Source organism: Pseudomonas sp. 44 R 15 (genome assembly GCF_900004965.1).
In the GTDB taxonomy this organism is placed as follows: domain Bacteria; phylum Pseudomonadota; class Gammaproteobacteria; order Pseudomonadales; family Pseudomonadaceae; genus Aquipseudomonas; species Aquipseudomonas orientalis_A.
Window position 1 is genome coordinate 18958 of record NZ_CVTU01000109.1, and the last position, 8385, is coordinate 27342.

6 protein-coding genes and 1 pseudogene are annotated in these 8385 nt (G+C 63.7%); 5 read left to right on the plus strand and 2 right to left on the minus strand.

Annotated features, from left to right (window positions below; genetic code table 11):
* The first annotated feature begins 49 nt into the window (after nucleotides 1-49).
* Nucleotides 50-2242 carry a heavy metal translocating P-type ATPase gene (locus BFP93_RS20400; protein ID WP_065894631.1) on the plus strand — a complete coding sequence of 731 codons (2193 nt, stop codon included), beginning with the start codon at nucleotides 50-52 and terminating at the stop codon, nucleotides 2240-2242.
* On the plus strand, nucleotides 2239-2640 hold the full coding sequence (gene cueR / locus BFP93_RS20405; RefSeq protein ID WP_065894633.1) for a Cu(I)-responsive transcriptional regulator: 402 nt from the start codon (nucleotides 2239-2241) through the stop codon (nucleotides 2638-2640). Before BFP93_RS20400 ends, cueR begins: the two co-directional genes overlap by 4 nt.
* Before the next feature lie 205 nt (nucleotides 2641-2845).
* Here cueR and BFP93_RS20410 read toward each other — a convergent pair whose 3' ends face one another.
* Together BFP93_RS20410 and BFP93_RS20415 are read right to left on the minus strand one after the other, a co-directional pair.
* Complete coding sequence (locus BFP93_RS20410; protein ID WP_065894635.1) at nucleotides 2846-3742, minus strand: PA4780 family RIO1-like protein kinase; 897 nt, start codon at nucleotides 3740-3742, stop codon at nucleotides 2846-2848.
* A gap of 216 nt (nucleotides 3743-3958) precedes the next feature.
* Nucleotides 3959-5236, minus strand: coding sequence for an acetyl-CoA C-acetyltransferase (locus tag BFP93_RS20415; RefSeq protein ID WP_065886494.1), 1278 nt, complete (start codon nucleotides 5234-5236; stop codon nucleotides 3959-3961).
* Nucleotides 5237-5341: 105 nt separating this feature from the next.
* On the opposite strand from BFP93_RS20415, the gene BFP93_RS20420 reads away from it, so the two are divergent.
* From BFP93_RS20420 to BFP93_RS29380, 3 genes and pseudogenes are all read left to right on the plus strand, one after another.
* Complete coding sequence (locus BFP93_RS20420; RefSeq protein ID WP_065894637.1) at nucleotides 5342-6694, plus strand: 3-oxoacyl-ACP reductase; 1353 nt, start codon at nucleotides 5342-5344, stop codon at nucleotides 6692-6694.
* A gap of 2 nt (nucleotides 6695-6696) precedes the next feature.
* A complete protein-coding gene (locus tag BFP93_RS20425) occupies nucleotides 6697-7545 on the plus strand; it encodes a MaoC family dehydratase (protein WP_065894639.1) in 849 nt (282 codons plus the stop codon).
* Between the two features lie 302 nt (nucleotides 7546-7847).
* Nucleotides 7848-8385: pseudogene (locus BFP93_RS29380) on the plus strand (hypothetical protein); the annotation flags it as partial.

Genomic DNA, 8385 nt, shown 5'->3' on the forward strand with positions numbered 1-8385 from the left:
CACAGGTCAAGGTTGATGCTGGGGGCACTGTTTTGCGGAGGACTGCCCCATGAATGGAACCACCACCTTTGACCTGCCCATCGGCGGCATGACCTGCGCCAGTTGCGCCGGCCGTGTGGAGCGTGCGCTGGGCAAGGTGCCGGGGGTGCAACGTGCCAGCGTCAACCTGGCCAACGAACGCGCCCACATTGAGGTAATCGGCCAGATGGACCCCGGCGTGCTGATCGCCGCCGTCGACAAAGCCGGCTACACCGCCAGCCTGCCCCAGGCCGCCACCACCACCCAGGCCGATCAAGTCCGGCACCTGCACCGCGAACGCTGGGCGCTGATGCTGGCGATCGTGCTGGCATTGCCCCTGGTGCTGCCGATGCTGGTCGAACCCTTCGGCTTGCACTGGATGCTCCCCGCCTGGGTGCAGTTCGCCCTGGCGACACCGGTGCAATTTATCCTCGGTGCGCGTTTTTACCGGGCCGCCTGGAAAGCCGTGCGCGCCGGCGCGGGCAATATGGACCTGCTGGTGGCGATCGGCACCAGTGCCGGCTACGGCCTGAGCGTTTATCAATGGCTCACCCGGCCCGCTCCGCATTTGTATTTCGAAGCCTCGGCCGTGGTGATCGCACTGGTGCTGCTGGGTAAATACCTGGAGAGCCGCGCCAAGCGCCAGACCGCCAGCGCCATTCGTGCCCTCGAAGCCTTGCGCCCCGAGCGGGCGGTGCGCGTGTTGGAGGGCCGTGAGGAAGAGGTCGCTATCACTGCGCTCAAGCTCGGTGACCTGGTCATGGTAAAGCCCGGCGAACGCTTCCCGGTAGACGGCGAAGTCGTCGATGGCCAAAGCCATGCCGACGAAGCGCTGATCAGCGGCGAAAGCCTGCCGGTGCCGAAACAACCGGGCGACCGGGTCACCGGCGGCGCGATCAACGGTGAAGGTCGCCTGCTGGTGCGTACCCAGGCCCTGGGCGCGGAAAGCGTGTTGGCCCGGATCATCCGCCTGGTCGAGGACGCCCAGGCCGCCAAGGCACCGATCCAGAAACTGGTGGATAAAGTCAGCCAGGTCTTCGTCCCGACGGTGCTGGTAGTGGCATTGCTCACCCTCGCGGGCTGGTGGCTGTACGGCGCGCCCCTGGAGAGCGCAATCATCAACGCGGTCGCGGTGCTGGTGATCGCCTGCCCGTGCGCCCTGGGCCTGGCGACGCCGACGGCAATCATGGCCGGCACCGGCGTCGCTGCACGCCATGGCATTCTGATCAAGGACGCCGAGGCGCTGGAGCATGCCCATGCGGTGAGCGCCGTGGTGTTCGACAAGACCGGCACCCTCACCTCGGGCGCGCCGAGAATCGCCCATCTGGCGGCGGTGGACGGCAACACCTCGCGCCTGCTGCAACAGGCGGGAGCCCTGCAGCGTGGCAGCGAGCACCCGCTGGCCAAGGCGGTGCTGGATGCCTGTGACGAACAGGGGCTGCACCCGGCTGACGTCAGTGCCAGCCAGTCCCTGACCGGACGCGGCATCGCCGGCACCCTGGACGGCCGGCAACTGGCCCTGGGCAATCGACGCCTGCTGGAAGAAACCGGCCTTGACGCCGGCGCGCTGAGTCAGCGCGCGACTGAATGGGAAGCCGAAGGTCGCACCCTGTCCTGGCTGATCGAACAAGGCGCACATCCGCGCGTGCTGGGCCTGTTCGCGTTTGGCGACACGCTCAAGCCCGGCGCACTGCACGCCGTGCAGCAACTCAAGGCCCAGCACATCAGCAGCCACCTGCTCACCGGCGATAATCGCGGCAGCGCGCGAGTGGTCGCAGAGGCCCTGGGCATCGACGATGTCCACGCCGAAGTGCTGCCCGCCGACAAAACCGCCACCGTGACCGCCCTGAAAAAAACCGGGGTGGTGGCCATGGTCGGCGACGGCATCAACGACGCACCGGCCCTGGCCGCAGCGGATATCGGCATCGCCATGGGCGGCGGCACCGACGTGGCCATGCACGCCGCCGGCATCACCCTGATGCGCGGCGACCCGCGCCTGGTGCCGGCGGCCCTGGAGATCAGCCGCAAGACCTACGCAAAAATTCGCCAGAACCTGTTCTGGGCCTTTGTGTATAACCTGATCGGCATCCCGCTGGCGGCCTTCGGCCTGCTCAATCCGGTATTGGCAGGCGCAGCGATGGCGTTGTCCAGCGTCAGTGTAGTGAGCAATGCGCTGCTGCTCAAAACCTGGAAACCCAAGGACCTGGAGGATCAACGCCCATGAATATCGGCCAAGCCGCCCGCCAAAGCGGGCTGAGCGCGAAGATGATTCGCTACTACGAATCCATCGGCCTGCTCAAGGCCGCTCATCGCACCGAGAGTGGTTATCGCCTCTTCAGCGCCGACGACCTGCACACCCTGGCGTTTATCAAACGCTCGCGGGACCTGGGGTTTTCACTGGAAGAAGTCGGCAAGCTGCTGACCTTGTGGCAGGACCGCCAGCGCGCCAGCGCCGACGTGAAAGCCCTGGCGCGCCAGCATGTCGAGGCGTTGAATCAGAAGATTCGCGAGTTTGAGCAACTGCGCGATACGTTGCAGGACCTGGTGGAACACTGCCAGGGCGACCACCGGCCGGATTGTCCGATTCTCAAGGAGTTGGCGTCAGGCAAGTGCTGCGCCTGACTGGTTGCGCACAAAACCCATGTGGGAGGGGGCTGCCCCTAATACCAATCTGTAGGAGCGAGCTTGCTCGCGAAAAACGTCAACGATAACGCGTGCTTTCTGAATGAACGCGGTGCCTGTGAGTTTTTCGCGAGCAAGCTCGCTCCTACAATCCGCCATCGGGGGCAAGCCCCCTCCCACACGTTGATCTTCGTCTACCTGAAGTTCACTGCATCCAGGGAGGCGGCGGTTCTTCTGCCGTCTTGGTCGATGGCGCATCGTCCGCCGCACGAATCGCTTGCTTGCGCTCTTCGTCCAGCCGCGCCGCTTCGATCTCGCGGATCACACCGCCCACGTCCGCCAGTTCTTCCGGCTCGTCGAACTCACCGGTCAGGATACTGGCTGGGTGCAAGGTGCCGGCTTCGTACAACGCCCACATTTCCTTGGCGTACTTGGTCTTCTTCAGCTCCGGGGCAAAGCGCCCGAAGTAGGAAGCCATGTTGCCCACGTCCCGCTCCAGCATGTTGAACGCGTGGTTGTTGCCCGCCGCATCCACCGCCTGGGGCAGGTCGATGATCACGGGGCCGGTCGGCGTGAGCAGTACGTTGAACTCGGACAGGTCACCGTGCACCAGCCCGGTACACAGCATCAGCACGATCTGGGAAATCAGGAAGGCGTGGTATTCGCGCGCCTGGTCCGGCTCCAGCGTCACGTCGTTCAGACGCGGCGCCGCATCGCCGTACTCGTCGGCCACCAGCTCCATCAACAGCACGCCTTCGAGAAAGTCGTACGGCTTGGGCACGCGAACGCCCGCCCCGGCCAGGCGGAACAACGCCGCCACTTCGGCGTTCTGCCAGGCATCTTCGGTTTCTTTCTTGCCGAACTTGGAGCCCTTGGCCATGGCCCGGGCCTGACGGCTGTTACGGACCTTGCGGCCTTCCTGGTATTCGGACGCCTGACGAAAACTTCGTTTATTCGCCTCCTTGTAAACCTTGGCGCAACGCAATTCGTTGCCGCAGCGCACCACATAAACAGCTGCTTCTTTACCACTCATGAGTGGGCGCAGCACTTCGTCGACCAGACCGTCTTCGATCAGGGGTTCAATGCGTTTAGGAGTCTTCATCAGCTTTTATTGTGGGTCCTGTATTACCAAACACGCGTGTGGCACTCGTTATACGGCAATCCACTCGTTGGAGGGAGAGGCTACCGCAATTTCCTGTAGGAGCGAGCTTGCTCGCGAAGAACTCAAAGGCAACGCGTATATCCAGGATACACGCGTTATCCATGACATCTTTCGCGAGCACGCTCGCTCCTGCAAGGGGGATTCGTCAAGCCTCGTTCATCGTTCAATGATCGCCGTCACGCCCTGCCCCCCCGCCGCGCAGATCGAAATCAAGCCACGGCCTTTGCCCGCCGCATCCAGCAACTTGGCCAGGTTGGCGACAATGCGCCCACCGGTCGCGGCAAACGGATGCCCGGCGGCCAGTGAACTGCCCTTGACGTTGAGGCGGCTGCGGTCGATGGCGCCCAGCGGCGCCTCCAGGCCCAGGCGCGTTTTGCAGTAATCGGCGTCTTCCCAGGCCTTGAGCGTGCACAACACTTGGGCAGCGAACGCTTCGTGGATCTCGTAGTAATCGAAGTCCTGCAGCGTCAGGCCATTCCTCGCCAACAGACGCGGTACGGCGTACACCGGCGCCATCAGCAGGCCTTCGGCACCGTTGACGAAATCCACCGCCGCCGCTTCGCCGTCGCGCAGGTACGCGAGGATCGGCAAACCGCGCTCCCTGGCCCAGGCCTCGCTGCCCAGCAGCACCAGCGAGGCGCCGTCGGTCAGCGGCGTGGAGTTGCCGGCGGTGAGCGTGCCTTTTTCACTGCGTTCGAACGCGGGCTTGAGCGCGGCAAGTTTTTCCAGGCTCAGGTCAGGGCGCAGGTTGTTGTCGCGGGTAAGGCCCAGAAACGGCGTGAGCAAATCGTTGTGCCAGCCTTCGGCGTAGGCGGCGGCCATGTTCCGGTGGCTCTGCAGTGCAAGCTGGTCCTGCTCGGCGCGGGGGATCTGCCAGGTCTGCGCCATCAGCTCGCAGTGCTGGCCCATGGACAACCCGGTGCGCGGCTCACCGTTACGCGGCAGCTGCGGCTTGAGGTGATGCGGACGAAGTTGTAACAGGACTTTAAGCTTATCCGCCATGGACTTGCTGCGGTTGGCTTGCAGCAACAGCTTGCGCAAGCCTTCATTGACCCCAATCGGCGCATCGGAGGTGGTGTCCACCCCACCGGCAATGCCGCATTCGATCTGGCCCAGGGCAATCTTGTTGGCCACCAGCAAGGCGGCCTCCAGCCCGGTGCCGCAGGCTTGCTGCACATCGTAGGCCGGGGTTTGCGGCGACAGGCGCGAGCCGAGCACGCATTCGCGGGTGAGATTGAAGTCGCGGGAATGCTTGAGCACCGCGCCGGCCGCCACCTCGCCGATGCGCAGGCCGTGCAGGTTGAAACGTTCGATCAGGCCCTCCAGGGCGGCGGTGAGCATCGCCTGGTTACTGGCCGTGGCGTAGGGGCCATTGGAGCGGGCGAAGGGTATGCGATTACCGCCAATGATCGCCACACGGCGCAATTGAGTCATGAAAAGCTCCCTCTGTCTGTTATGGGCTTGATCACTGAGCCTAGTCGAACGACTGCTACCCTGGGATGGTCAACCCTTTGAACCCCAGTCTTCGGAGAGCGTTCCATGTCTGACCGTTATATCGACTTCGCCAACTCCAGCCTCGGCCATCGCCTGGTCGCCGCCCTTGGCCTGCCGTCACCGGTACGCCTGGAACGCTGGCAAGCCGGGCGCCTGCGCCCGGTGGAAGGTGCACTGCTGCTGGGCGGCGGCGCGCTGGCGAATAAAATCCTGCCGTTTGCCAACAAACTCACCGATGCGTTGTACAGCTATGGCGCCCAAACGCTGGACGCGCCGGCGTGGATTCCCGGGCACGGTGCCAAACTCAAGGCCGTGGTGTTCGACGCCAGTGACTTGCAACACACCGACCAGCTCAAGCAGCTGCGCGAATTCTTCCAGCCATTGCTGAAAAACCTCGCCCCCAGCGCACACCTGGTGATTCTTGGCCGCGCGCCGGAAAGCCTCGGCGATCCGTTCGCCGCCAGCGCCCAGCGCGCCCTGGAGGGGTTCAGCCGCTCCCTGGCCAAGGAACTGCGCAGCGGCGGTGTGTTGCAGTTACTGTACGTGGGCGAGGGTGCCGAAGACCAGTTAGAAGGCGCGTTGCGGTTTTTCCTGTCACCCAAGAGCGCCTATATCTCAGGGCAAGTGATTCGCCTGGAGGCCTGCGCCACGCCGGTCGAGGATTGGACGCGCCCGCTGGCCGGGCGCAAGGCGCTGGTGACCGGCGCTGCCCGGGGTATCGGCGCCTCCATCGCTGAAACGCTGGTGCGTGATGGCGCCGAGGTGATCCTGCTGGATGTGCCCCAAGCCAGGGCCGACCTTGACGCCCTGGCCGCACGCTTGAACGCGCGTACCCTCACGCTGGATATCTGCGCCGAGGACGCCGCCGCGCAGTTGATCGAACACTTGCCCGACGGCCTCGATATCCTGGTGCACAACGCCGGTATCACCCGCGACAAGACCCTGGCCAACATGACCCCGGAATACTGGGACGCCGTGCTGGCGGTCAATCTCAATGCGCCGCAGGTGCTGACCCAGGCACTGCTCGACAGCGGCACCCTGCACGACAACGCCCGCGTGGTGCTGCTGGCCTCCATCAGCGGCATCGCCGGCAATCGCGGGCAGGCCAACTATGCCGCGAGCAAGGCCGGGCTGATCGGCTTGGCCCAGGCATGGGCACCGCTGCTGAAAACCCGTGGGATCAGCATCAACGCCGTCGCACCCGGCTTTATCGAAACACAGATGACCGCGCATATTCCGTTCGCCCTGCGCGAGGCCGGCCGGCGCATGAGTTCGCTGGGCCAGGGCGGCGTGCCGCAGGACGTGGCCGAAGCCGTGGCCTGGCTGAGCCAGCCGGGCTCGGGTGCCGTCAGCGGCCAGGCACTGCGGGTGTGCGGGCAGAGTCTTCTGGGAGCGTGACTATGCAATGGCAGACAGTGGACAGCACACCGTTTCTACCGCCGCTGTACTGGCGCGCGGCACTCAAGCGCAAGATCACCGGCAGCGCACTGCCCGAACATGGCCTGCGTTGCCAGGTGCGCGTCGATCCCAAGGCTGTCGCGGCGTACCGCAAGGTCTGCGGGTTTGCCGACAGCCCGATGCTGCCGGCGACTTATCCGCACATCCTGGCGTTCGGCCTGCAGATGCAATTGCTGACCGACAAAACCTTTCCATTCCCGTTGCTGGGGCTGATTCACCTGAGCAACCGCATTCGCGTCCATCGACCCCTGGGCGGTGTGAGTGAGCTGACCGTCGGCGTGTACACCTGCAATCTCAAGCCCCACGCCAAGGGCGCGACCTTTGACCTGGTGACCGTGGTCGAGGACGCCCTGGGGCTGCTCTGGGAAGCCCAAAGCACAATGTTGTGCCGTGGTGTAAAGCTTGAGGGCGAGACGGTGGAGCATGGGTTGTCGGTGCACACGCCCCTCAGTGAGCTGTCCCGTTGGAACGCCCCGGCTGATATCGGTCGACGTTATGCCCGCGTGTCCGGCGATTACAACCCGATTCATCTCAGCGCACCGACGGCCAAACTGTTCGGCTTCCCCCAGGCCATCGCTCACGGATTATGGAACAAGGCCCGCACTCTGGCGGCGCTGGACCAACACCTTCCGCTCGCCAATGTCGACATTGAAGTTGAATTCAAAAAACCCGTACGCCTGCCCGGCGAAGTGATACTGATGACCAGCGGCGCCGGCTCAAGTGGCGAGTTAGTGCTGAATGGCGCAGGGGCTATTGAGCATATGCTCGGGAAGTGGCAACCGATTGCCTGAAGCCCACTGTTTAATTGTATATATACACCTTAAGTTATAGCGGACCCGCCCGGGTCCGCTTTTTTTATTCAACTTATTGATTTTCATAAACTATAATTACTGAACTTCTACACGTTATACCGTTTGTATTAGCGCTTAAGCCGACTAAGACCTTATGTATATAAATCGTTAATACGAAGTTGAGCGTTGCGAGAAAACCGACCCAGGTCTGTGATTAATCACACGGACAAACGTATCGCTGGCCGAAGAAACGGCGAACGTTTGAAACAACCAAGGTTGTACCTGGTGCAAGGAACTCAATCATGAAAACTCAAGTCGTGTTCTGGAAAGCAAGTACCGCACTGGCGTTGATTCTGGCAATGAGCCTCGGCGGCTGCAGCAGCGGTGGTGGCGGACACAAATCAAGCGTGGCGGCGTCGTCGCCGGATGCTGGCGCAGGTGCCGGTGCCGGTGGCGGTACGGGGGGTGGCACCGGCGGCGGCTCTGGCGATGGTACCGGCGACGGCACTGGCGGTGGTACCGGTGGAGGTACAGGCGGCGGTACGGGCGGCGGTACCGGTGGTGGTACAGGCGACGGCACTGGAGGCGGTACCGGTGGTGGCACTGGCGGCACTGGCGGCGAAACAGGTTCGACAGCCACTCCGCTCGTCACTGGCCAGATCGCCGGCACCCTCGGCACCACCGTGGGCAATGTGGGCGCAGCGGTGGGTGATCTCGGTTCGACCTTGAACGGTGTCCCCATTGTCGGCACGACGGCAGGCGGCCTGGTCACTTCGGCCGGCACCGCCGTCACCAGCATCGGCACCGGCGTCACCGGTGGCCTGGGCTCCCTGGGCACCC

Coding starts and splice junctions, on each gene's coding strand:
- cueR (WP_065894633.1), top strand. CDS start 2,239: ATGAATATCGGCCAAGCCGCCCGCCAAAGCGGGCTGAGCGCGAAGATG.
- BFP93_RS20415 (WP_065886494.1), bottom strand. CDS start 5,236: ATGACTCAATTGCGCCGTGTGGCGATCATTGGCGGTAATCGCATACCC.
- BFP93_RS20400 (WP_065894631.1), top strand. CDS start 50: ATGAATGGAACCACCACCTTTGACCTGCCCATCGGCGGCATGACCTGC.
- BFP93_RS20420 (WP_065894637.1), top strand. CDS start 5,342: ATGTCTGACCGTTATATCGACTTCGCCAACTCCAGCCTCGGCCATCGC.
- BFP93_RS20425 (WP_065894639.1), top strand. CDS start 6,697: ATGCAATGGCAGACAGTGGACAGCACACCGTTTCTACCGCCGCTGTAC.
- BFP93_RS20410 (WP_065894635.1), bottom strand. CDS start 3,742: ATGAAGACTCCTAAACGCATTGAACCCCTGATCGAAGACGGTCTGGTC.